The 22,974-nt window shown below is 60.2% G+C and carries 25 protein-coding genes and 1 pseudogene; 18 read left to right on the top strand and 8 right to left on the bottom strand.

The features are described 5' to 3' along the window. Positions 1–146: 146 nt before the first annotated feature. Both AC5ZG1_RS07085 and AC5ZG1_RS07080 read left to right on the top strand, forming a co-directional pair. A complete protein-coding gene (locus AC5ZG1_RS07085; protein WP_496132398.1) occupies positions 147–1,493 on the top strand; it encodes an ATP-binding protein in 1,347 nt (448 codons plus the stop codon). Between the two features lie 102 nt (positions 1,494–1,595). Next, complete coding sequence (locus tag AC5ZG1_RS07080) at positions 1,596–2,171, top strand: hypothetical protein (protein WP_496132397.1); 576 nt, start codon at positions 1,596–1,598, stop codon at positions 2,169–2,171. A gap of 332 nt (positions 2,172–2,503) precedes the next feature. Here AC5ZG1_RS07080 and AC5ZG1_RS07075 read toward each other — a convergent pair whose 3' ends face one another. The 6 genes from AC5ZG1_RS07075 to AC5ZG1_RS07050 all read right to left on the bottom strand — a co-directional run bounded on the left by AC5ZG1_RS07075 (position 2,504) and on the right by AC5ZG1_RS07050 (position 6,720). After that, positions 2,504–2,770: an HGGxSTG domain-containing protein gene (locus AC5ZG1_RS07075; RefSeq protein ID WP_496132396.1), complete on the bottom strand. Its 267-nt coding sequence runs from the start codon at positions 2,768–2,770 to the stop codon at positions 2,504–2,506. 116 nt (positions 2,771–2,886) lie between these two features. Then, positions 2,887–3,456, bottom strand: coding sequence for a peptidase S14 (locus tag AC5ZG1_RS07070; RefSeq protein ID WP_496132395.1), 570 nt, complete (start codon positions 3,454–3,456; stop codon positions 2,887–2,889). Between the two features lie 307 nt (positions 3,457–3,763). Continuing rightward, positions 3,764–4,423 carry an outer membrane protein gene (locus AC5ZG1_RS07065; RefSeq protein WP_028161675.1) on the bottom strand — a complete coding sequence of 220 codons (660 nt, stop codon included), beginning with the start codon at positions 4,421–4,423 and terminating at the stop codon, positions 3,764–3,766. A 472-nt stretch (positions 4,424–4,895) separates the two neighbouring features. Then, positions 4,896–5,162, bottom strand: a complete 267-nt coding sequence (locus tag AC5ZG1_RS07060) for an HGGxSTG domain-containing protein (protein WP_496132394.1) — start codon at positions 5,160–5,162, stop codon at positions 4,896–4,898. Next, entirely contained in the window at positions 5,159–5,788 is a 630-nt protein-coding gene (locus AC5ZG1_RS07055) for a hypothetical protein (RefSeq protein WP_496132393.1), read from the bottom strand. The genes AC5ZG1_RS07060 and AC5ZG1_RS07055 overlap by 4 nt, the downstream gene beginning before the upstream one ends. A gap of 251 nt (positions 5,789–6,039) precedes the next feature. Continuing rightward, a complete protein-coding gene (locus tag AC5ZG1_RS07050; protein WP_496132392.1) occupies positions 6,040–6,720 on the bottom strand; it encodes a MarR family winged helix-turn-helix transcriptional regulator in 681 nt (226 codons plus the stop codon). A gap of 144 nt (positions 6,721–6,864) precedes the next feature. Here AC5ZG1_RS07050 and AC5ZG1_RS07045 point away from each other — a divergent pair, with 144 nt between their 5' ends. The 4 genes from AC5ZG1_RS07045 to AC5ZG1_RS07030 are packed head-to-tail and all read left to right on the top strand — an operon-like array spanning position 6,865 to position 10,070. Then, positions 6,865–7,836, top strand: coding sequence for a tripartite tricarboxylate transporter substrate binding protein (locus tag AC5ZG1_RS07045; RefSeq protein WP_496132391.1), 972 nt, complete (start codon positions 6,865–6,867; stop codon positions 7,834–7,836). Then, entirely contained in the window at positions 7,794–9,203 is a 1,410-nt protein-coding gene (locus AC5ZG1_RS07040; protein ID WP_496132390.1) for an aromatic ring-hydroxylating oxygenase subunit alpha, read from the top strand. Before AC5ZG1_RS07045 ends, AC5ZG1_RS07040 begins: the two co-directional genes overlap by 43 nt. Further along, positions 9,196–9,726 carry an aromatic-ring-hydroxylating dioxygenase subunit beta gene (locus AC5ZG1_RS07035; protein WP_130222980.1) on the top strand — a complete coding sequence of 177 codons (531 nt, stop codon included), beginning with the start codon at positions 9,196–9,198 and terminating at the stop codon, positions 9,724–9,726. The genes AC5ZG1_RS07040 and AC5ZG1_RS07035 overlap by 8 nt, the downstream gene beginning before the upstream one ends. An 11-nt stretch (positions 9,727–9,737) precedes the next feature. Then, positions 9,738–10,070, top strand: coding sequence for a non-heme iron oxygenase ferredoxin subunit (locus tag AC5ZG1_RS07030; RefSeq protein ID WP_456643713.1), 333 nt, complete (start codon positions 9,738–9,740; stop codon positions 10,068–10,070). A 112-nt stretch (positions 10,071–10,182) separates the two neighbouring features. Here AC5ZG1_RS07030 and AC5ZG1_RS07025 read toward each other — a convergent pair whose 3' ends face one another. Further along, positions 10,183–10,869: a TetR/AcrR family transcriptional regulator gene (locus tag AC5ZG1_RS07025; protein ID WP_496132389.1), complete on the bottom strand. Its 687-nt coding sequence runs from the start codon at positions 10,867–10,869 to the stop codon at positions 10,183–10,185. 179 nt (positions 10,870–11,048) lie between these two features. Between AC5ZG1_RS07025 and AC5ZG1_RS07020 the strand changes: the two genes are divergently transcribed. The 12 genes and pseudogenes from AC5ZG1_RS07020 to AC5ZG1_RS06965 all read left to right on the top strand — a co-directional run bounded on the left by AC5ZG1_RS07020 (position 11,049) and on the right by AC5ZG1_RS06965 (position 21,873). Then, entirely contained in the window at positions 11,049–12,770 is a 1,722-nt protein-coding gene (locus AC5ZG1_RS07020; protein ID WP_496132388.1) for a thiamine pyrophosphate-binding protein, read from the top strand. Positions 12,771–12,772: 2 nt separating this feature from the next. Continuing rightward, the gene (locus AC5ZG1_RS07015) at positions 12,773–13,567 is read left to right on the top strand and encodes an SDR family NAD(P)-dependent oxidoreductase (RefSeq protein ID WP_496132387.1); all 795 of its coding nucleotides are present in this window, start codon (positions 12,773–12,775) and stop codon (positions 13,565–13,567) included. Beyond that, positions 13,564–13,869 (top strand): annotated as a pseudogene (locus AC5ZG1_RS07010) (alcohol dehydrogenase catalytic domain-containing protein); the annotation flags it as partial. The gene AC5ZG1_RS07015 and the pseudogene AC5ZG1_RS07010, both read left to right, overlap by 4 nt. Positions 13,870–13,956: 87 nt before the next feature. Further along, entirely contained in the window at positions 13,957–14,511 is a 555-nt protein-coding gene (locus AC5ZG1_RS07005; RefSeq protein WP_496132509.1) for a zinc-binding dehydrogenase, read from the top strand. 37 nt (positions 14,512–14,548) lie between these two features. Continuing rightward, positions 14,549–15,700, top strand: a complete 1,152-nt coding sequence (locus AC5ZG1_RS07000) for an ABC transporter substrate-binding protein (protein ID WP_456643708.1) — start codon at positions 14,549–14,551, stop codon at positions 15,698–15,700. Positions 15,701–15,815: 115 nt separating this feature from the next. Then, complete coding sequence (locus AC5ZG1_RS06995) at positions 15,816–16,691, top strand: branched-chain amino acid ABC transporter permease (RefSeq protein WP_456643726.1); 876 nt, start codon at positions 15,816–15,818, stop codon at positions 16,689–16,691. Continuing rightward, a complete protein-coding gene (locus tag AC5ZG1_RS06990; protein WP_496132386.1) occupies positions 16,688–17,626 on the top strand; it encodes a branched-chain amino acid ABC transporter permease in 939 nt (312 codons plus the stop codon). The genes AC5ZG1_RS06995 and AC5ZG1_RS06990 overlap by 4 nt, the downstream gene beginning before the upstream one ends. Continuing rightward, positions 17,623–18,384: an ABC transporter ATP-binding protein gene (locus AC5ZG1_RS06985; RefSeq protein ID WP_496132385.1), complete on the top strand. Its 762-nt coding sequence runs from the start codon at positions 17,623–17,625 to the stop codon at positions 18,382–18,384. The genes AC5ZG1_RS06990 and AC5ZG1_RS06985 overlap by 4 nt, the downstream gene beginning before the upstream one ends. Positions 18,385–18,434: 50 nt before the next feature. Beyond that, complete coding sequence (locus tag AC5ZG1_RS06980; protein ID WP_496132508.1) at positions 18,435–19,136, top strand: ABC transporter ATP-binding protein; 702 nt, start codon at positions 18,435–18,437, stop codon at positions 19,134–19,136. 101 nt (positions 19,137–19,237) lie between these two features. Continuing rightward, positions 19,238–19,690, top strand: coding sequence for a nuclear transport factor 2 family protein (locus tag AC5ZG1_RS06975; protein ID WP_496132384.1), 453 nt, complete (start codon positions 19,238–19,240; stop codon positions 19,688–19,690). A gap of 19 nt (positions 19,691–19,709) precedes the next feature. Then, a complete protein-coding gene (locus AC5ZG1_RS06970; RefSeq protein WP_496132383.1) occupies positions 19,710–21,326 on the top strand; it encodes a linalool dehydratase/isomerase domain-containing protein in 1,617 nt (538 codons plus the stop codon). A 7-nt stretch (positions 21,327–21,333) separates the two neighbouring features. After that, positions 21,334–21,873, top strand: a complete 540-nt coding sequence (locus AC5ZG1_RS06965; RefSeq protein ID WP_496132382.1) for an SCO family protein — start codon at positions 21,334–21,336, stop codon at positions 21,871–21,873. Here the strand turns inward: AC5ZG1_RS06965 and AC5ZG1_RS06960 are convergent. Then, entirely contained in the window at positions 21,870–22,550 is a 681-nt protein-coding gene (locus AC5ZG1_RS06960) for a TetR/AcrR family transcriptional regulator (RefSeq protein WP_130222956.1), read from the bottom strand. The genes AC5ZG1_RS06965 and AC5ZG1_RS06960 overlap by 4 nt on opposite strands. Positions 22,551–22,974 lie beyond the last annotated feature (424 nt).

Below are 22,974 nucleotides of genomic sequence, written 5' to 3'. Positions count from 1 at the left end.
GAAAATTCTTCAAGGTTGTCATGTTGTTACGCTACACCTCGAGATAATTGCGGTGGTATGGTTCCGCTAACTTATTGTATGCATTGATGTTCGTCCGAAATCCGACGGCTGCGATTCGCGGCTTCTGACGAACGTGGAAATGATTGATGGCTCTATCCGCAAAGCCCACCAAGCAGACGGCGACACCTCAACCGCCGAGCGGGGTCACGTTTCAGACCCGCGCACGCACGATCGACCACCTAGGACGAGGCCAGATCGCCGACGCACCGACAGCCGTCAGCGAACTCTGGAAGAATTCGTACGACGCTTACGCCCGTGACGCCTCGCTCCATATCTTCGACGGATCTCCGGAGATTGCACTCGTAGTGGATGACGGCGCTGGTATGTCGTACGAGACATTCCGGGACCGCTGGTTGGTCATCGGCACCGAGTCCAAGATCGAGGACGATGATGTTGACGAGCCGGAGGAGACCTTTGGTCTCCGCGAACGCGTCCGACAGGGCGAGAAGGGCATAGGGCGGCTATCCGCGGCCTTCCTCGCGCCGGTTACGCTCGTACTCTCCAAAACCATCCGAGACCGTTTCGCGGCGGTCCTGGTCGATTGGCGGCTGTTCGAGAACCCGTTTCTCCTCATCCAGGACATCCGCATCCCCATCGTCGAATTCAACGATGCAGCGGACATCACGGGCGTTCTGAAGAGCATGTCCGACATCCTCCGTTCGAACTTCGGGATTTCTGCTGCGGAAGCGAAACGGGACCCCGACTCGCGGGTCGCACGCCTTCATGCCGGCTGGCGACGCTTCTCCGATTATGAAAACTCCCAGAACATCGGCTCAGCCACCCACGACGAATTGACCTCGTTCTGGTCATCTCCGCTGCAAATCGAGCGGCGTCATTTCGAGGAATGGCCCGTCTATACCGGTCTGAAGACACACGGAACCGCATTATACATGATCGGCGTGCACCATGATCTCGCACAATGGGTGCAACCAGGGCCTGCCGACGACGATGAGCGTAAGAGTGTCCAGGATCTCCTTTTCCGGACGTTGTCCGGCTTCATCGATCCGTTCGCCCGCAAGGAGCCGGATTTCACCTACGAAGTCTTGCTGCATTTCGGGCAGCGAGTGAGACGGATTTTGGCTTCAAAGGACGTCTTCGGTTACGACGAAGTCCGAAACCTTTCTCGCGAACTTCAGGAGTTCAAACCGCCTGCAGCGCCACGCAAACTCGGAAATCTGGAGGCGTCCTACCGCGAATACCGCGATCTCTTCGGAGCGGCGAGCGACGAGATGGCCGACCTCAGATCCGCCGTCTCGCAGGCCGAAGCCGACATCGGCGCGGACGAACCCGGCGACGTGGTCAAGGCGCGGATCGAGGCCAACATCGACGCTATCGCCTCCTTCCTCGATGATTCGGAGAAGAGTTTCGTCGCCAAGTTCGACCTGCTGCGCAGTGAATGGAAGGAGGCCGTTGTCGAGGATAACCGACGATGACGCGGCCACGGCCCGGATTGCGCGCGAACTGCCGAAACTCAAGGTGCGCGCCGAACCGGCCGCCTCAAGAACGTCAGACCGGAGACGAAAGAGAGGTGCGAAATGACGGGTTCTCGCGGAAAGCTTTTCGACATTTCGGTTTCGCGCGATGCCAATGCCGAGGGCTGTTACTGGCCGAGCCAGAAAGAACGCGAGTCGGAGACCTTAGGCGGCAATCGTGAGTACATCGACCTAGACGACATCTCTTGGACTGAAGCCCAGCATGCACTGACGCAAGAATTGGCGACCATCGAAGCGTTGGAGAAAGCGAAAGATTGGGAGGCTGCCTATGCGAATTGGCTTGAAGAATCTTACGAAGATTTCGAAGCTCCCGGCTTCGACTTGGGCACGAGCGCCTTAGTTTCGGCACTGAAGGCGGCGCGGTGCCTTCCGTTCTACAGCTGCAATGGCGGAGCTTTCGGCGGGGATCACAACGAGGAGTACCCGCTGGTTGCGTTTTTCTGCTGTCCCGCGGTCTTCCCCTTTATCGAGGGGGCGGCCGAAGAGGCAGGCGCAGGCCTCGAGTATAACAGCTCAGGGGGCGTTTCCGTATACGGCCGTAGCGTCGATACTCTACTGGCTATGGCCTCGGCCATTTACGAGAGGCGTGCAGAGATCGATGCCATGGCGATCCGGTAACCCCGAGGGACAAATTCGACGGAAGGAGGAGCGCTCTGCGTGGCAAGTACGCTCCGGCATTACATTGCAATCTCAACTACATATGAGTTCGCAGTTTTATTCTGAACGGCGCGCCAGATAAAACTCATCTGCGATCTATTCATGCAGCCAGCCTCGGAATTTCCTATTTAATCTACCGCAAGAATCGGGTGTTGTGCAGCTCCTGCAACCACCGATTCTTGCGATATCGGCGCAGGCGACCCCCAAGGGTTGCCGTTCAGACTGACCCTTTACCCGAGGGGATTAATCTCTCGCTGATTTCTTTTTGTTAGCGCGCCGTTCGCGGACGCCAATCACTTCATCCTTTCCAGCAGCTTCCGCGCTTCACCCAATACCGCGCTCGTATCTCTCCGCTCTGCGATCGCATCGCTGGTGAACAGGCCGTGCTTGCGCGCGTTCTGGTTTGCCTTTGGCGCGCCGGATCCCGGTGCGCCGCCGTGCATGCGGCAGCGCTTCTTGCCGTGCACCGCCGGCGAGCGGCACGCGCCACTGGTGCGGGTTTTGGCGCCACAACGTGGGCTCGCCAGCATCGGGGCGGTATTTCTGATGTGATCGCTCATGGCTGTGCGTCCCGCTTGGCATCAGCGGAAGCTTGCCCTCGCTTGGCGCTAGCGGCCTTCGGCGCCTTCCGCGCCGCGGATGCCGGCCGATGCATCACCTGCTCTCGTCGCTTGGGTCATAACACCCCCGCGATTAGCCCGAGCTTCAGCGCCTCGTTCGCCTCGACGTACCAGTTCGATGGGGCGCGCCGGATGACTTCCTCAAGCGTCACGCTCGAACCGCTGATGAGGTTCTGAAACCCCTCGTTCTGGATATCGATCGAGCACTGAATTTCGTTGATGATCGCCTGCACGTTGGCACGGCACACGGTGAGCGGCCCGTCGATATTCAGGGTCCGCGTCAGTTTGCGCTCGTGGATCATGAGGCGGGAGCCGCGGGTCAGATACCGATTCTCGCGGGCGAAGAAACTCATAAAGGTCGTCCCGGCTGAATAGATCGCAGCCTTGCCGAGGAATACCAAACGCCGCGCCGGCTCCATCTCGCTCGTATAGCGGATGTCCTCGCCCATCATGCGCGCTACCTCCGGATCGCCGCCAAGGGTTGAAAGTTCGATCACGACGAGATGCTGGCCTGCCGCATTGTCGAATTGCTGGCGGAAGCTGACATACATGCTGTAGTCGATCACCCCTGAGAGAGCGACGGCGGGATTCTGGAAGGCGGATGCCGGAAGGATATCGGCGGACATCCTGATCACCTCAATATCGAGCGATGAAGAAAACCAGCAGAAGATCGCGGGGTAGCACCCTGCAACGCGATCTGAGCCTCAAGGTTCCGTTGAAAGCCGGGAATCGATAACCCAGCCTTCTCATTCCAGTTCGAACAGGGCAGCCGCTGTGGCTGCAGGAAAAAATTAAGGCGCAATAAAAAGCGCCGCTATCCGAACGCTATAACGGGGCCGGTCTTGGAGGCGAGGCCTTGGCGGCCTCGCCTCATTCGCCGCAAAACAAAAGGCCGGCAGATGCCGACCTTTTGCCTTCGAGCTGTCGCTCGGGTTAGTACGTCACGAGGCCGGGGCCGCCCAAATTGAAGCGGTAGTTCAGGCCCGCCTTGACGGTGTGTTCGTCGTTGCGGAAGCTGCCGACCGGCAACCCCGCCAAGAACACATCGACGTTGCCGAAGTCATAGTACTGGTATTCGAGCTTGGCCGACCAGTTCTGGGCGAACATGTATTCGAGGCCGGCACCGACGGTGTAGCCGTTGCGATCATTGTCGCCGTTGAAGCCATTGGTGAAGCGCGTGTCAGCCCAAGCATAACCGCCTTTGACGTACAGCAAAGCCGGTCCCCAGGTATAGCCTAGACGGCCGGTCACCGAGCCGAGGCCACGATTGGCGAAGCTGCTGTTGGTATCGAGAAAACTATAGTTGGCTTCGAGGCCGAATACCCAGTTCGGCGAGAACTGATAGTCAAAGCCAACCTGTCCACCACCCATGAACGTGCCGTCGTCGTTGTTCCCGAAGCTCGGATCGAGGACGTTGCTGTCACCACCGAAGGCTCCACCAATGTGACCACCGATATAGAATCCGGTCCAGTTGTAGACCGGAGCGACCGCGGGGGGCGGCGCCTTCGTGTAGGGACGGGCGGCAAGATCAGCGGCCGAAGCAGTACCCGCCAACATAAGCAGTGCGGCGGAAGTCAAAAGAGCGCGTTTCATACGTTTCTCCACTAGCAAGCTCTAACTTGCACGGGCTAACGCGCCCAACGCATTTTCGACAATCGGAACCACCCGACTTTTGACAAATCACCTGAAGTGTGGCGCTGTTGCATCATACCTGACAGAGGAAGCCGAGAAGCTCGTTGTACGCTTAAACGCGCTCGGACGATCGAACTATCCGCTGAATGGCGCCTGAAGCGGGCTCACACTGAGGTTAAGATCTGACGCACCCGAGCTTCAGGCGCGTGAAGGAACTGTTCTCGTGATTCAGTTCCGCCAGGTGCGATTAGCTGCAGCCGGGTATGCGAGGACCATCCGGACAGGCCGTGGCTGGGAGATCGCGCGTGCGATTGCGGCGGAGCCGGTGCGCCCTGCCGCTTCCAATCCCAATGACGAAGAGACCCCACCGATACGTCGGCAGGGTTCAAAGCGGATCCAGCGGAAGGCGCGATGATGAATCGTCGCCTGCAAGTCACTTCATCTCCTCCAGCAGCTTCCGCGCCTCCCCCAACACCGCCTGAATCTGCCTTCGCTCGGCGATCGCATCCCTGGTGAACAGGCCGTGCTTGCGCGCGTTTTGGTTTGCCCTTGGCGCGCCGGATCCCTGGGCGCCGCCGTGCATGCGGCAGCGTTTTTTGCCGTGTACCGCCGGCGAGCGGCACGCGCAGCCGCAACGCGTTTTGGCGCCACAAAGTGGGCTCGCCAGCATCGGGCCAGTATTTCTGATGTGATTGCTCATGGCTGCGCTTCCCGCTTGGCATCAGCGGAAGCATGCCCTCGCTTGGCGCCCGAGGCCTTCGGCGCATTCCGCGCTGCCGAGGCCCGGTTCTTGTCCGAAACGATCACGCTCGCGTGCTGCGTGACGTTGCCGACAATGGCCTTGCCGCCGTCCTCCACCTTCACGTTCTGCACGGTGATGGCGGGCTCGCCATGGCTGCGGTAGCGGTTCAGCGCCTCGATCTGGGCGGGAAAGGTGCGGGCGAGCCGGCCCAAGGCGCGCGCGGCGCTGTCGTGCTGGGCGAGGTCGTCGGCGCTGGCGAGGTGATGGGCACATCGCATCGCCATCACATGAACCGAAACCATCTGCGCCACCAGCATGGCCTCGATGGAATCCCTTGGGCGAATGCTCTTCACCATTGAAATCATGAAGGACAGGTTGACCTCGTCGGGGCTTCCGTCGCTCACGCTGGCCCTGACCAATTGCCGGAGGATGCCGTCCATCGCGTCGCGATCGGTTGCCCCCAGCGCGTTCGCCATCAGCTGTTCGCCGAGCTCCGGGTCGGGATGGTCGATGGAGAATCCGTGCGACGAGAGCCTTATCCGCGGGGCCGTGGCAGCCTTGGCCGGGTCGGTTGCGGCGATCATGTTTGGCATGGTGAGGCTTGGGCGGTGTTCATGTCGAGACTCCCTGGCATGCGCGCGGCAAGCGGGCGCGGTTCGGCCACGCGCGAGGCCATCGTTCGCCGCGCGGAGCCGGTGCAATTTCAATTGTGGGTGAGGATGCGGGTGAGGATTCTTGGACCGCAGGTCGCAACCGACGCGCCCGCTATTGCGGGGCGACAGGCGTTTACAAGATTGCGGGATGATGAAGGAATGCCCCTGATTTGCCCGACGTGTCAAGTTGCCATTCGAGCGCTAGCTGCCGCCTGCACCTTTGCATGGGGTTGTTTTCGATATTCGGGCTCTTTGGTCACGTCGAAATTCGAGGAGGGACATTCATCATCCTTGTCCATGAAGGCGATGCGGCTCTCCAAATGCTGAGCGGTGAGGATGAAGTCCTCAATCTGCTTTCGACTAAGGCCTCCGAGCAGCCTGTCGTGTCGCTTTACGATCTCGACGAAACATCGATCGTTGAGTTCTTGGCCTTGACGCGTCAAGGCAATGACGGTCCGCCGCCGAGAGCTTCCGGACACGTTCTTGATCGTGACGATCTTGCGGTCGGACAGAACGCGAAGCGCGCGGCTGACGGCGGCCTTGTCCAGACTTCCAAGCGTCCAGATATCGTAGGCGCTCGAAGGCCCCTTTGCCGCAAGAAACGATATGATCCGCCAGTCCAGCCGCGTTATCCCGAACCGTTCATCGAAAAAGATCTGGGCCGATGCCCTCAAGCGGGTCATGAGGCGCGAAACGACAGTGGGAATGTAACGGTCGAAGTCGATGACGCGCCTATCGTGATCGATCGACGGCCTGAGGTCCCTCGACTTCCGCTTCATCGTACCTGTCGCAGAGGACTTCTTCGCTTTTGCCATGACTATCGCCAATTTTCTGTCTGCGCCTTGGAGCGGCCGCGAGACCATGTCCCGGGTTCTGTTGGCCTGACGGCTCAACGTACCGGATCGGTCATTCTTGCAATAGGTGTAAAAGCAACTATGGTGCCTCGCGAAGTGCCCCGACCGAGAGGGCGTATGCGGCCGCGTGACGGCCCGAAGGTGAGGAACACCATGATAGACCGTCGACGGCTTCTCGCTGCAATGTCGGCTTTCGCCGGGTTTTCCGGCGCCAAGACATCGGCGCAGGATCGGTTTCCTTCGCATAACGTCCGTTTCATCGTGCCATTCACGGCTGGCGGGCCGACCGACGTCATCGCTCGAATCATTAGCGATGCAATGGCCGCGAAATGGTCCGTACCCGTGATCGTCGAGAACAAGCCGGGCGCGGGCACCTTGATCGGTACGGACGCCGTCGCCAAGTCGGCTCCGGACGGACACACCATCGGCGTGGTCATCACCGCCCATGTCATCAATCCTGCGGTGCGCGCCCAGATGCCGTTCGACACCGTGCGCGACCTGCGCGGGCTTACCCAACTGGCCGAGGCCCATATGGTGGTCGTGGCCAATCCCTCGTTCCCGGCCGACGACATTCCCGGCCTGGTGAAAGCCGCCCGTACGCAGAATGAGCCGCTGGCTTACGCCACGCCGGGTCCGGCGACCGCTACTCATATGGCAGCCGAACTGTTGCAGAAGATGGCCGATATCAAGATGCTGCACGTTCCCTACAACGGGAGCGCAAACGCCCTCACCGACGTCCTCGCCAACCGCGTGCCGTTGATGTTCGACGTATGGCATTCCGTACAGCAGCACGTGCGGGAGAAGACCATCAAAGTCCTGGGCGTCACCAACGCCACTCGCATTCCCAATGCGCCGCAGTATGCCTGCATCGGCGAGACCTATCCCGGCTACGAGGCGAACTCGATGTTCGGGCTGGTGGTGCCGGCCAAGACTCCGGACCTGGCAGTCAACGCCTTGTCGAGCGACCTGATTGCGTTCGTTAAGTCGCCGGGCTTCGCTGCCAAGGCCGAGGCTTTCGGCATGCAGCCGGTCGGTTCGACCCCGCAGGACTTCGATCGCTTCGTGGTCGGTGAAATCGACAAATGGAAGAAGATCGCCTCCGACGCCAGCATTCGGCTGAACTGACCGACGAAAAGGAGCCGACAATGACTGTTCACCATCGTCCCGAATGCCTCGTCGATGACCGTCCCGCGGACAAGGCGTTTCATGTATCGCGCGATGCCTTTACCGATGCGGAGATCTTCGATCTGGAGATGAAGCACATCTTCGAGGCGACATGGTCGTTCGTGGGCCTCGAGTCCCAGATTCCGCGCCCGCACGACTACGTCACCACCTTTATCGGCCGTCAGCCGGTATTGCTGATGCGCGACGGGGAAGGCAGGATCGGATGCTTTCTGAACACCTGCCGACACCGCGCCACCGTCGTTTGCCCTTTTAAGCGAGGACGGCAGAAGTTCCATGTCTGCCGCTATCACGGATGGGCTTACGACAGCGCAGGCAAGAATATCGCGGTGACCGACCGGGAGGATGGTCAGTACCCCGCCGGCTTCGACGGAGCTGATCGCGACCTCGTTCCGGTCGCGCGGCTGGACAGCTACCGCGGACTCATTTTTGCCAGCCTGTCGGCCGACGTGCCGTCGCTGCCGGAATACCTCGATGACGCCAGGACATTTATCGACCTCGTTGCCGACCAAAGCCCCGTAGGCCAGCTCGAGTTCGTGCCCGGCGACATCACTTACACTTTCGACGCCAACTGGAAGCTGCAGTTCGAGAACGGCCTCGACTATTATCATTTCGCATCGACGCACAGTTCATACGTCGATATCCTGGCGCAACGCGTCAAATCCGGCGATACCGTCGGATTCACGAGCGAGAAGCCGGACGAAGTTGAGGGACAAGGGAGCTTCAATTTCAAGAACGGCCACGCGGTCAACTGGTCGATCAAGCGACAGATGCGCTACGGGCGTGCGCTGGCTGCAGATCCGGCAGGCCTGGCTGAAGTAAAGAGCCGGGTCGGCGACATCAGATTGAAGTGGATGCTGCGGCAGCGCAACCTTACCATCTTTCCAAATTTGCAGATCATCGACATCAGCTCCGCGCAGCTGCGCACATGGAGGCCGCTGTCGGTCGACAAGACGGAGATGACCTCGCATTGCCTGGCACCGGTCGGCGAGAGCGCCGATGCGCGTCGTTTCCGTATCAGGGCATACGAGGATTTCTTCAATCCAAGCGGGCTTGCGACCTCCGACGACAACGTGATGTACGAATTCTGTCAGACCGGATACGCGGCGCAGGCCGGTGACACGCTTGGGCATTTGAGAGGTCTTGAACCCATGGGGGTGGCCGGCGATCACGTGAGCGAGCTTGGCATCTCGCCGCAAGAGTACGCATTCGGTAAACCCGGCTTCGGCGGTGAAACCAACTTCCATTCGGGCTACCGGGAATGGCGCCGGTTGCTGGAACTCGCGACCAAGGGGGCGAACAATGCCTGACGCTGCGCCCCTCAATCATCGTTCGGCATCACTTCACGATCATGCCGAGGTGGAGCGGCTGTTGTTCGTCGAGGCGCATCTTCTCGACGACAAGGCGTGGGACGCCTGGGCCGAGCTCTATCGCGCCGATGCCGTGTTCTGGGTGCCGTCGTGGCTCAACGAATACGATCTGGTGACCGATCCGGATACCCAGATATCCTTCATCTATCACACCTCCCGAGCCCAGTTGCAGGAGCGGATCGGCCGCATCCAGTCGCGCAAGTCGATCACGGCATTGCCGTTACCTCGTACCCTGCACGTTATTACGAACACAGTGTTGTCGGAGCGGGACGAATCTTTCGTCGAGGCGCGGTCCTCTTGGACAACGCACGTGTTCGATCCGCGAACGCGGCGGCAGCATCTGCATTTCGGGGTCTACGAGCATACGCTGGTTCGCAGCCCCGAGGGCTACCGCATCGCTCGCAAGAAGATTGTCATCATGAACGACTGCATTCCAACTGTCGTCGATTTTTACAGCATCTAGGAGGCGTTTACATGACCGTCGAAACGACGAACGGCACGTGGTGCGTGGCAGTGGCGGTGACGGATGTTGCGGTAGACGCGCCCGCTGCCTGCAGTGTGGGGCAGCATGAGATCGCGGTCTATTTGGTTGACGGAACATACTACGCGACGTCGAATATCTGCACGCATGCCTCGGCGCTGCTCACCGATGGCTTGATGGAGGGCTGCGAGATCGAGTGCCCGCTTCACAACGCTCGCTTCGATATACGGACCGGAGAAGCGCTGAGCAGCCCCGCCGAAGTTGACCTTGAAACGTTCATGACTCGCGTAGTCGGTACCAATGTCGAGGTGTTGATCCCAAGCTAAGAGTTCGCGTCGGAGAAAGTGGACGAGAATAGCGGACTTGGCGAAGGTACCTATTATCTATCTCGCAACGCCGCTTCGCTTGTCCAAGCCCACAAGGCATTTTGCGGCTGCATTATGCGCGATCCTGACAAGGCGGCCGCCGCCACGAGTCGATAAGGGAAGTGACGACGAATTCCGTCATTTTCAACGGGTCTGTCCAATTCATCGTGCGCGTGTAAATCGGAAACGCGACGATCCCGTGTACGGCCGCGATCAGGCTGTCAACCGCGCACTTGGCGTCGAGCGAGGAGGAGCCGCAGTCGGCGAGCAGATCCCTGACTATTCGATCGTAGAGAGAATAGGAGCGTGCCACGATCGCAGAGCGTCCGAAGGGGACTCCCGTTGCGTCCTTGACCGCAATCTTGTGTGGCGGAAGAGAGAACAGCATTTGATAATGGTCGAAATTGTCGAGCCAGTACCGCGCTACTCCAAGGAAGACTTTGATCACCCGTTGCTCGGGGTCTGGCTCGCTCGCGGCGATTCCCTCGAAGGCGACTACGGCCGACAGCATGTCCTCTTCGCGGATTGCAAGCAGCAGCGCGCGATGATCGTCAAAGTATTGGTAGATCGTTCCGGGCGAATAGCCGGCTGCTGCCGCGATACTGCGCAGCGACACGTTTTTTGATCCCCGATCAGCCAAAAGCTTGCGACCTGCTTTGATGAAGGCCGCACGGAGCTCGTTCCTAGCCTTGGTCGTGTTGGCGCGGGCTCGCGGCTCTCGCCGGGCCTTCGCAAGCTTCGCTGGAGGTGTCTTGCTCAAGTGAACCTCTGGATGTGCTGCCTCTTTTATCCGGTGAGGAAGCCTTGCCGCAACAAGCCGTGCCCAAATAAATAAACGCGTTCATTTTTGTGATTGACATTATTGAACGCGTTCAGATAGTTTTTCGAAAGCTTCGGCGGTCGGTGCGGCCGTCCAAAAAGAACGATGGGAGGCTCGCGGTGGCTCAAATTGATGGTGGGCAGGCTTTGGTCGCAACGCTGAAGCGGTTCGGCGTAGACACCATCTTCACGCTGCATGGCGGTCACCTCGACTGCGTCTATCAGGCGGCGGTGGCGGAAGGCTTCCGCATCATCGATCATCGACACGAACAGGCGGCGGGGATTGCCGCGACCGGATATGCGCGAACGACCGGAAAGGTCGGTGTGGCAATGGTTACCGCAGGTGGTGGCATTACGAACGTGGTCACGGCGGTCGCCAATGCCTATTCCGACTGCGTCGCAAGCGTGTTTCTCGGAGGGGCGCCGCCATTGCGAGACTTCGACGCACTGCCGGTCAACAGCGGCTACGACCAGTTATCGGTGATGGGAGGTATCACCAAATGGTCTCATCGTGTCACGCATGTCGAGAGGTTGCCAGACCTCCTCGGGCGGGCTTTCCACATCGCGCGAGAGGGGCGGCCCGGGCCGGTTTATCTCGATCTCCCGAGCGACGTGTTGTTCGCTCTGGTCGAAGAGGGCGATGTCGCTTATCCCGATGGCGAGGCGAGGGTATCGCGGCCCGCGCCGTCAACGGCCGCGGTGGCGGACGCGCTCGAATTGCTGCGAAGTGCCGAGCGTCCCGTCATACTCGCCGGTGGCGGCGTCGCTTATTCGGGAGGCGGCCCTCTACTGACGCGGTTTGCAGATTTGTCCGGCATCCCCGTCGCGACCAACAACAAGTCGCGCGGCGCGCTGGCGACCGACAATCCTCTCTGGGTGCGGGGTTTCGGAACGCTGGGCGCAGCCGCAGCCCGCGGAGCCGGGCAGCCGGATGTCGTGCTGCTGCTGGGCGCGCGGCTTGGTCTCTACACCGGAGGCCGCCGCAAGTCCGTCATTCCGGCTGACGCCAAGATCATTCAAGTTGATATTGCGGCTGAAGAGATCGGCCGCGTGCGCGGCGTGGAGCTCGGCATCGTGTCCGACTGCCGGGAAATGCTGGAGGCGCTGATCGCGCAAGCAGGCAATGGCCCGTGGCCCGACCGCCGCGAGTGGTTGGCCGGTCTCCGAGGGGATCATGCGCCGACACCTCCGGCTCCAAGCCCGAGTGAGGGGCTCACCCCTGCATTGTTGGCTTCCACGCTCGCCTCGGCGGCTCCGGACGATGCGATCTTTGTGCTCGATGGTGGCGAAACGCCGGCCTGGTTCGATGGCTTCGCCGCAAGCAGCAAGCCCGATCGTTGGCTCGGTCATGGCTATATGGGGATCATGGGCGAAGGTATGCCGCTCGCCGTCGGCGCGCAGGTCGCCCACCCCGACAAGCGCGTGATCTGCTTCTGCGGCGACGGTGCCGTCGGGTTCAACTTCGCGGAATTCGACACGATGGTGCGTCACAATCTCCCCGTCGTAGTGGTCGTCAACAATGACCAGCAGTGGGGCATGTCCGCCCACGGCCAAGATCTGATCTATGGGCCTGGCAAGCGCGTCGCGTCGGACCTTGCCGCGACGCGCTACGATCTCGCGGCCGCCGGGTTCGGAGCGCACCCGGAATACGTAACCAGCTTCGAGGAACTGGGACCGGCCTTAAAGCGTGCACTCGCCGCCAACCGGCCGGCCTGCATCAATGTAATGACCAAGCCGGTGATGAACCCGATCACTCAGCGCTTCATGGGACTTGCCGCGCAAGGCTTGCGCAGTCCCGAAGGCAAAGCGCGCGTTCCCTATGCCGATGTTTTGGAGGTGTGACGATGGCATCTAACCCTCGTTTGGATGGCAGAGTCGCAATGGTGGTCGGCGGGGGATCCGGCATGGGGCAGGCCGTCGCGCGCCGACTATCGCAAGATGGAGCGCGCGTTGCGGTGGTTGATCGCGACCTGGACGCAGCCAAAGTTACGGTAGGTATGTTGAAGGGCGAGGGGCTGGCCCTCGCCGCTGACGTGGTCAGTGAGGCCGCCGTCGCGAATGCGACAGATGCAATCGCGAAATCGTTCGGACGTCTGGATATCGGCATCAATGCTGCGGGAATCGGAATCAGCTTGGCGCTGACCGATCAGACGCTTGAGCAGTGGCGGCGCGTGCAAGACGTAAATCTCACCGGATTGTTTCTGTGCTGCAAATACCAGGCGCTGCAAATGAAGGTGCGCGGCGGAGTTATCGTGAACTTCATCTCCACCAACGCAGAGCAGCCGGGTGAAGGTCTGTCCGCCTACTGCGCCTCGAAAGCCGGCGCGGCGATGCTGACGCGAGTCGCGGCCATGGAATTGGCAGCGCACAAAATTCGCGTCGTTGGGATCGGGCCAGGGCTCACCGAAACACCAATGGTCAGTCGGCTGCTGTCGTTGCCACAGGCTCGCGCCGAGTTCGTCGACAATATCTTGCTGGGCCGTCCCGGTCAGCCCGATGAGGTGGCGGCTGTTGCGGCGTTTCTGGCGTCGGATGAAGCAAGCTATATCACCGGCGATACAATCTATGTCGACGGCGGTGCGCTTAACCGTCGCTATCCCAGCCTGGCTTCCCGGTCGGCTCCGAGGACCGCCTCATGAAGGCGCTAATCTACGCAGGCGACCACTCGGTGCGCTTCGCCGACATTCCTTCGCCGCGACCGGCCGCAGGCGAGGAGATCGTCGACGTCCTGGTCGCCGGGGTCTGCGGAACCGACCTCGGTGCGGTCCGAAGTGGCCGGCCAGCGCTACCGATCGGCTTGACCATCGGACACGAATTCGTCGGTCGCAGGCAGCGGGACGGTGCGCTCGTCGTCGCTAATCCGATCCTGTCCTGCGGAGAATGCCGTGCCTGCCGCGAGCGGTGTCGCCATCTCTGCGAGAAGCGTCAGGTCTTGGGTGTTCATCGCAATGGCGCGTTCGCCGAAAGCGTTTTGGTCCCGGCGCCTAGTCTCGTCGAAGTAAGCCAGCTAGACCTGACGCGGGCCGCAATGGTCGAACCGATCGCGACGGCGCTGCACGCGTGGCGGCTGTCGCCGATGCCGCGGCGCGACGTTGCCGTGCTGGGTGCCGGACCGATCGGCATGTCGCTGCTTCATGTGCTCAAGGAGAACGGAGTAGCGAACATTACCGTCACGGATATCGCCCCTGAGCGGCGGGCCATGGCATTACAATGCGGTGCCGATGTTGCCACTGAGACGGCGGAAGGCATCTACGATGCGGCCTTCGACACAGTCGGCGCCGTCACGACACGCCGAAATGCAGTCGAAAATATTCGCCCGGGAGGCACAGCCATCCTGGTAGGTCTGCATTCTCCCGAATTTGCGGTCGCGGGCGGGCCTGTGGTTGCAGGTGAACGCACCATACGAGGCTCCTTCGCCTACTCGCACGACGAGTTCGTCGAATCGATAGGCCTCGCCAAAAGCCTCGACACACGCTGGATCGCTTCCGTTCCATTCCGTCGGAGTGCGGACGTATTCGCCGCACTTTTGATGGGAGCCGGAGATCCCGCCAGCGTCAAAGTGCACTTCAGCATCGCGGACTAAGCCGACGGAAGATCGGAACCAATCGGGGGAAGGAAAAATGAAGAGACTGTTTAAGAATCTGTTAGCGGCGATGGCTGTGGTTGCCGCGTCGCATGCTGTAAACGCGGCGGACGATCCCATCAAGATCGGCATTCTGCTGTCGACGACGGGAGTCGTTGGCTTCATCGGCGATCCCGAACAGAAGGCCGTTGAGCTATATGTCAAGAAGATCAACGATGGCGGCGGGGTGCTCGGACGCAAAGTCGAACTCGTATCGTACGACGACGCATCCGAACCTGCTCGGTCGAGCTCACTGACCAAGCGGTTGATCGAGTCGGACCGTGTGGACCTCATCATCGGAGGAACTATCACGCCGAGCGCAATGGCAATGATACCGCTGGTCGAACGGGCTGAGATTCCCTACATTTCGGTCGGCGGAGGGCTGCCGATCGTCGATCCCGTGAAGAAGTGGGTGTTCAAGACACCACACACCGATCGTCAGGTCGCTCAGCGCATTCTTCAGGACATGAAGGCGAAGGGCTACACGAAGATCGGCCTTCTGTCCGAAACGGCGGGCTTCGGGCAATCCGGCCGCAAGGAAATCCTGGAGAATGCCGCGAGCTACGGCATCACGGTGGTTGCCGACGAGAAGTATGGTCCGAAGGACACCGACATTACACCGCAGCTAACGACGATCAAGAATGCGCCAGGAGTTGAGGCTCTGTTGATCTTCTGCGGCGCCGGCACCAGTCCGGCGATGGCGGTCAAGAACAAGGCAAGACTGGATATCAAGCTGCCGCTCTACCTGCCGCATGCCGTCGTCAATCAGGAATTCTTGAACCTGACGGGGAGCGCTTCCGAAGGCGCGCGGATGCCGACGGCTGGCTTCGTCGTTCCGGATGGCGTCGCAGCCGACGATCCACAGAAGCCCGTGATCGACGGCTTCTACGCCGGCTACAAGGAGATGTACAAGGAAACGCCGTCGCCATTCGCCGGCAATTCGTACGACGCCATTGTCATCGCAGTCGACGCGATCCGCCGTGCAGGCTCGACCGACAAGGCAAAGGTACGCCAAGCGATCGAGGAAACGCGCAAGCTCCCAGGCCTTAATGGCGTGTTCACGATGTCTGAGACAGACCATCTGGGTCTCGCGTTGACGTCCTTGCGGATGCACGTCGTCAAACACGGAAAATTCGTGCCGGAAAACTAGTCCGATCCGCGAAACGGCTCGCCGACATCCCCTGATGACGGGATGCCGCGGCGTCGACGCAGCGGCCGATGTGTGCGCGCTGAAGAACGCCTCTTCAGCGCCTACGGAGCAACCAATGCTATCGCAATTCCTTCAGTTCCTACTGGCAGGCCTGACCGTGGGCGCGACCTACGCACTCGCGGCTCTCGGCTACACCCTCGTCTATAACGCGAGCGGAATGATCAATTTCGCCCAGGGTGAATTCATCATGCTGGGCGCGATGACGGCCTCGGCGTTGGTCGCAGCCGGCTTTCCCTTGTCGAGTTCGCTTGCCATCGCTATCGCGTTCACCACGCTCGTCGGCTTCGCTATGGCCAAATTCGCTGTTGAACCGGCACGTACGACTTCGATGACTTCGCTGATAATCATCACGCTTGGAGCCGGCCAGGTAATCCGAGGCGCTGTCGAAATCGGGCTAGGCAAGGGGAACCATGCCTTGCCCGGGCTTTCCGATGACCGCCCTCTGAATGTCCTTGGCGCTGCGCTGGCTCCGCAGGCGCTTTGGATCATGGGGATTTCACTCGTCATCGTGATTGCCCTGTTCTGGTATTTCAACGCGACTATGCACGGCAAGGCTCTGGTCGCCACTTCACACAATCCACTGGCCGCTCAGCTCGTTGGCATCAACACGATGGGAGTGCTGACGCTTTCGTTCGCCCTTTCGGCGGCGCTAGGTGCGATCGGGGGCGTGCTGCTGGCCCCGCTCACTTTCACTAGCTACAGCGCCGGCACCATGCTTGGACTCAAAGGCTTCGTCGCCGCCGCCTTCGGTGGCCTCGGTAGTTCGGTCGGAGCGGTCGTGGGCGGATTAGCCCTCGGAGTGATCGAGGCGATGACGGCCGCGTACATTTCCGCCGCCTATAAGGACGCGGTCGCCTTCGTCCTGATCATCCTGCTTTTCTTTCTCGCACCGCACGGCCTATTCGGTGCCAAGACCTCGGATCGCGTATGAATATCTCACCACGCTTCGCCGGGCTCGGAGTCTTGGTTGCTGGGCTCGCGATCTTTCCCCTGCTGGGACCCAACGCCTTTGTCTACGATATGGCGATCCGAACGATCATCAACGCGGTCGTCGTGATCGGGTTGAACCTGCTGTTCGGCTACACCGGACAGATCAGTCTTGGTCATGCCGGCTTTCTCGGCCTGGGCACATACGCTTCCGCGATCTTGACGACGCATGCCGGCTTGCCGCCGCTTGTCGCGCTTGGAATGGGCGCAGCAGGTACCGGCATCCTGGCCTTCGTGATCGCACGGCCGATCCTGAGCCTGAAGGGTCACCATCTGGCGATGGCAACGCTCGGCATGGGCATCATCGTCTCCATCGTGCTCAACAACGAGATGCAATACACGGGCGGGTCGGACGGCATGTCCGTTCCGGCATTGGCGATCGGCCCATGGCAACTGAGAGGTGACCGCAACTGGTATCTTCTGGTCTCCACGCTGTTGCTGATCGCCGTCTGGGCGGCGACAAACCTCGTGCACTCGCCCGCTGGACGTGCCCTACAGGCGATCCGTGGCTCGGAAGTAGCCGCCCGTGTCGCCGGCGTCGACGTCACCAGCGTGAAGGTGAAGGTATTCGTACTTTCCGCCATTGTAGCGAGCGTCATGGGGAGTCTCGAGGGGCACTATCTGGAGTTCGCGACGCCCGATAGCGCGGGCTTCGTGCGTTCGATTACGCTGATGGCGATGGTAATCGTGGGCGGTATGGCATCTATCGCGGGCTCATTGATCGGCGCGGTCATGCTGACCGTGCTTCCGCAAGCTCTTTCAGCCTTCGAGGGCGGCGAGACAGTGGTGTTCGGCATCATACTGGTCGCAACTATGATCTTCATGCCCAATGGCCTCGTGCCGACGGTGCGCGATCTAGTGGCGAGGGTCCAGACATGAACTCGCTCGAGGTCAGAAATCTATCGAAGCGATTCGGCGGTGTTACGGCAGTCGACGATCTGTCGTTCACGGTCGAACCCGGATCCATTTACTCGATCATCGGGCCCAACGGAGCCGGTAAGACGACGGTCGTCAACTTGCTGTCGGGAATCTATCTACCTACTGCGGGCACCATCACCATGATAGGTGAGCCTACCTCGGGTCGATCGCCGGACAAGCTCGCCAGACTGGGTCTTAGCCGCACGTTTCAGAAGCTCCAGATATGCATGAACATGGACGCCATCTCCAACGTGATGATCGGCGGTCATATCCGTTTGGATCCAGGCTTCGTGAGCGCGCTGTTGCATTTGCGGCATATCCGCAAGCAAGATGCGGATTTGCGCGCAGAAGCGGACGCACTGATGGCCTTCGTTGGTTTGTCCCAGTACCGGAAAGCGCAAGCATCGCAAATGCCGTATGGGGCGTTGAAACGCCTTGAAATAGCGCGGGCGCTGGCTGCGAAGCCGCAGATACTGCTTCTCGACGAGCCGGCCGCCGGGCTCAATCACGTCGAAACGGAAGAAATCTCCGTCTTAATCGAACGCATCGCGGCGACAGGAGTGACCATCGTTCTCGTCGAGCACGACATGAAGCTGGTGATGCGGGTATCGACGCGCATTTTGGTCCTCGACTACGGCAGAAAGCTTGCCGAAGGCCGACCGGAAGACGTGCGGGCTGATCCGCAGGTCATTGCGGCTTATCTCGGAGCTGCCGCATGAGCGTTATTCATCAGTTGGCATCCGCCATGCCCTCCACAGAAGACGAGCCGCTGCTCGAAGTTAGCGGGCTCAAAGCTCGATACGGACCGATCGAAGCGCTTCATGGACTCGATTTCGCCGTGGCGAGGGGACAATTGGTCGCGCTGGTGGGTGCCAACGGCGCCGGCAAGACGACGCTCCTGCGCGTCCTCTCCGGCGTGCATCGTGCCGCAACCGGGACGATCCGCTTCGAGGGCGCCGACATTTCGCGGCTTGCGTCCCACAAGCGCGTGGCACTCGGCATCTGCCAGGCTCCGGAGGGGCGCCAAGTCTTCGGTCCGATGTCCGTCGAGGACAACATCCGTCTCGGTGCCTATCGCCGGCAGAACGGTCAAATCGACCAGCGCATGGAGCAGGCCTATTCGCTCTTCCCTGTGCTGAAGGTGAAGCGCAAGTTGCCGGCCGGAACGCTTTCGGGCGGTCAGCAACAGATGCTTGCGATCGCGCGCGCCCTGATGGGCGAGCCAAAGCTGCTGCTGCTCGACGAACCGTCGCTCGGACTTGCGCCGCTTCTCGCGGCGGAGATCTTACGCGTGGTGGATCGGCTGCGACAGGATGGCATAACCATTCTCCTGGTCGAGCAGAATGCGCGCGCTGCATTGGCGATCGCCGACGTCGGTTACGTCGTAGAGACCGGCCGGATCGTCAAGTCGGGATCCGGACCCGACTTGCTGCAGAGCGATGACGTGAAGCGCGCATATCTCGGAATGTAGTGTAGAGGCTCAGGTGATAGACATCGACCATCGTATCATCAAAGCGGGACTCAGGTCGTTCTCCAAGCACCAAGGATGATGAAAAAGGGAGAAAATTCGGCGTGACCAGATTGGACAAACAGACACTGGAGAATGTCGGCCGGTCCTGGGTGGAGGGATGGAACAAGCACGACGCCGACGAGTTCGCGCGCCTCTTCAGAGAAGATGGTGAGTACATGGATACGGCCTTCGCCGCGTTGCGTCGCGGCCGCGACTTCATGAGGCGTCATCATCAACTCTGGCATCGCGCCATTTCCGGCTTTCGAATGGTCCCCGAGAGAATCATAGCCGGTGATTCTGTCGTGGTGGTTCAAGCAGTCGGTGAGGGGACCTTCGACGGCGAGAGCCTCGGCGGAGGCAAAGTAGTCGTAACGGGCAAGACCTTTCGTGCTCGTCTGTGCGCCGTATTGGCCATCGCAGACGATGGTAAAATAGCCAGGTGCTCGGAATACTACGACAGAAGCCTGATGCCTGACGGTCAGCAGGCCCCATTTCGCGATCTCGACCACATCTAGGAACCGAAGGAGCGATAACATGCCGGCTTCGAAGCTAGGAAAGGTCAATCGGAAGGCGCCCGACGTTTCGCGGTTTCCTGTCCTCGATCCGCTGCAACTCGGCCATTTGCGTCATATCCAGAATCTTGCCAGTCAGCCCGACGGCGAATGGTCCAAAATGGGTATCCCGGACCCTGGGCAGGAATGGCTGGACTCCTATCGCTATCAGCTTGCGCAGATGGCTTATGCGATCGGCTTGGCCCATTATCACCGATTGCCGGCGGCGCCCGCAGCATTTCGCGGCACTTTCGACAGGCTGATCCACAAGATGCTGCGCCGCGAGGTCTGGGGGTACTGGAAGGACACGAGCCAGTCGGGGCTGTACGTCAATCCGGACATCAAAGAGCTGCGACAGGGATGGACCGATCCGGTGGTCCGCGAGAACATTATGTATAGCGGACATTTGTCGGCCATGGTGGGCATGTATGGCATGCTGTTCAACGACGACAGCTACGATCAGCCCGCCGCATTGACCTTCGTGCATAACCCGATCTTCTGGGGGATGGGGCCTGAAAAGTTCGAGTATAGTCGCAGCTCACTCAACGAGGTCATCTACTGGCAGATGGTCGAAAACGGCTGGCTGGGCGTAGCCTGCGAACCGAACTGTATCTTCATCGTCTGCAATCAATTTCCCATGCTTGGTTTCCGTTTCTCGGACGTGCGCAAAGGGACCTCGGTGGCCGACGAAGCAACGCGGAGCTACCGCGCGGCTTGGGGCAAGAAAGGCATCTTCTCGGCGGAAGGTTGGTTTCACGGTTGGTGGCGCGTCGAGCAAGATGATTTCGTGCCGCCGAAAAGCGTCGGTTGGACAGCATGGGGCGGTGCAGTCATGAACACATGGAACCGCGATTTCGTACACGGAATCTATCGGGATCAATTGCGGGGAGTCCTGAAGTACGGTCGTGACGGCCTAGTATCGCTTTACCCGAACTCCGTGGTGCCGCAAGCGCGCAAGGCGCTCGATAACGGTCGTTCGGTCGATGGCATCGAGGATCGCGCCTATCCATGGCCAATGCCGGATTTTGGTTACGTCGCCATGCTGCTCTCCGAAATGGGGGATAGCGACCTGAAAGGTCTGCTCGCGCATGCCGACCGACACATGTCGCCGACCTGGAGCGACGGCGGCCTCTACTATCCGCGCAGCGATCAATCCTATGATGAGGCTGGCAACCTCATCCGTATGGATCGGCTCACCGGCAACGCGATGCTGGCCTACGCTCGTCTCAACGTGCCCGACGGGCTTTGGGCTCTTTATAACAAGCCTTGGAACGGTGAGCATTTTGCTCTTCCGGCCCTGCGGCGGATCACGTCCGGTGTCGACGTAACGCGCGCAGTGTACGATCAAGTTGAGAGATGTCTGGTCGCGACGCTCCAACCGAGAGACGCGGGTGCGCTAGATGTTGACCTTGACATTGGACCACTGGCGCCGAATGCGAGTTGGACCCTCTTCATCGACGACGTCGCTGTCTCCGACAGTCGCGACGGGGCGCTCGTGAGTGCGGATTCCGTGCACGTCGCAGCGCGCGACCAGACTCTTGCCGTGGGCCTTCGGCTGGAGAAGCCGACCACGCTCATTCTTGAGATTGGCGATGTCTGACTGTTGTATGGGAGAATCGGGCAGCGGTCAGACCGCCCGGGTCGGAGGTTCCTTCGATCTGATCGATCATTACGGCAACCCCGTAACCGATGGTAGCTATCGCGGCCAATTCATGTTGCTGTTCTTCGGTTTCACCCATTGCCGGGCCGTGTGCCCGGCGGCTCTTTTATGTCTATCGCGGGTCATCGACCGACTCGGGCCGTTGGCCACGCACCTCCGACCGCTCTACATCACGGTCGATCCGGAGCGCGATACTCCGGCTGTCATGAAGGCTTTCCTGGAAGGCAAATTCCCGCATTTCACCGGCTTGACCGGCTCGCGGGACAACATCGAGCACGTCAAAAGGCTCTATAAGGTCTTCGCGAGGCGCGCGGCGGATCCGGATGACGCGGCCGGGTATCAAATGCCCCATACGGCTTTCACGTATCTGGTCGGACCTGACGGCAAGTATATCACGCATTTCACCGATCCGAGCGACGAGGACGAATTGGTTCAACGTATCGGCAGGCACATCCGCTGCACATCTGCTATTTGCGGAAATGTCTAGCGTTCGTGCCGAAGCCAGGTGGAGAGGAGGGCATCGAGCACCTCTTCCGCCATCTTGATCGGGCTGGACCATTCGAGAGTGTGGGTGTGCAGGGTGAAAGCGACGATTCCGTGGGTCGCGGCGATCAGAGTGTCGGTCGCCACGCGTGGCGAGCATGGGGGCGTAGCGTATGGAGCAAAAAGGTCGTCTACCAGCTGCCGATAGAGTGAGTAGGACCGGAGCACTACAGCCGAACGTCCGAACGGCGACCGGCCCGGCTTGGCGGACTGTTCAGGACGAATTGAGAACAGGACCCTGAACTCTTCGGGTCGTTTCAGCCAGTGCCGGATGGCAGCGAGGAAGACCGTCCGCAACCGCTCTTTCGGGTCGGCAACCCGCTTCGCTATCCTTTCCAGATTGTCCACCACGCGGGACATGTCCTGTTCGCGTACCGCGATGAATAGCTCGTGCTGATCCCTAAAATACTTGTAGACCGTCCCTGGTGAGTAACCGGCCTTGGCTGCAATCTTGCGCAAAGAGACTGTCGATGGATCCTCGACAGCAAACAAGTGCCGTCCGACAGCGATCAGATTATCTCTGACATCCTTTTTTTGTTCGTCAGTCCGCGCCCGCGCGCCTGGCGCAGGCCGTCTCCCGAGGACAGGTCTATTTTCGTTGGTCGATTGTTCGCGCTTCATGTTTGGGCTCTTGCAGCAGGGTCTCGGCTCGCAATCAGGAGCTTGCTCGATTTACCTGTAGAAGCGATCTTTGCAAATGGCAGTTCGGCGCCGATTTGCGCTCGAAGCGCCGACCAAAACAGCCCGCTGGACGCCGCGGACCATCGTTCGGCTCCGTTTGACATCACTTGCGAGCGTGGAAGGCGGAATAGGACGATCAAGTATCGCGAGAAGTTCGTCGACGGATTTGAAAAAAAACTTTGCCAAGGCTGTACAATGGGACGATGGCAAGCTGATCGTGAGGGGCGGCTGATGTAGTTGGTGGCTCGGCGAATTCGATCCGCGTTCGATCAGATTGTCTCACAGCGTAATCCCGCGCCCGCTTCGCACCGAGAGCTGAAGGCTGACCGATAAAGCCTTTTTTCGACGGGCATCCGCTCCTCGA

The organism is Bradyrhizobium sp. Leo78 (genome assembly GCF_059512425.1).
The sequence above is the reverse complement of the archived record's forward strand: the minus strand, read 5'-3'. Positions and strand labels throughout refer to the sequence as shown.